The sequence below is a fragment of the Streptomyces sp. ActVer genome (assembly GCF_027270795.1).
Classification (GTDB): domain Bacteria; phylum Actinomycetota; class Actinomycetes; order Streptomycetales; family Streptomycetaceae; genus Streptomyces; species Streptomyces umbrinus_A.
On sequence record NZ_JAPWHT010001044.1, the window covers coordinates 1 to 512 of the forward strand.

General features: G+C 68.2%; 1 protein-coding gene. It reads right to left on the reverse strand.

Going from position 1 to position 512, the window contains the following annotated elements:
* On the reverse strand, positions 1-434 hold a 434-nt coding region (locus tag O3Q52_RS54045; protein ID WP_269655663.1), incomplete at its 3' end, for an ATP-binding cassette domain-containing protein.
* Between the last annotated feature and the right edge of the window lie 78 nt (positions 435-512).

Sequence of the window (512 nt, forward strand, 5' to 3'; positions counted from 1 at the left end):
GCGATGTCCAGGCGGCGGACGGGCCAGGGGCCTTTGGTCATCTCGGAGCCGAGGAAGAAGTTCCGCCACACCGGCATAAGCGGCACGGTGGCGAGGTCCTGGTAGACGGTGGCGATGCCCTTGTCGAGGGCTTCACGCGGGGTGCTCAGGTGGACGGCCTGGCCGTCGATGAGGAATTCGCCCTCGGTGTGCTGGTGCAGTCCGGAGATGATTTTGATGAGGGTGGACTTGCCGGCGCCGTTGTCGCCGAGCACGCAGGTGACCTGGCTGGGGTATACCGCCAGGTCGACGGTGTGCAGGGCGCGGACGTTGCCGTAGGCCTTGCCCGCGCCCTTCAGCTCGACGGTGGGTGTGCCGTCCGCCGGTGCGGGGTCCTTGGCTGCTGTCCCGTTGGGAGAGGCTGACCCGTCGGCGGTGATGGGGCTGTCGGTCATGGGCTTTACCTCCGGGTGGCCTGGCGGCGGACCCACAGATTGACGAGGGCGGCGAGCAGGAGCATGACGCCGAGGAAG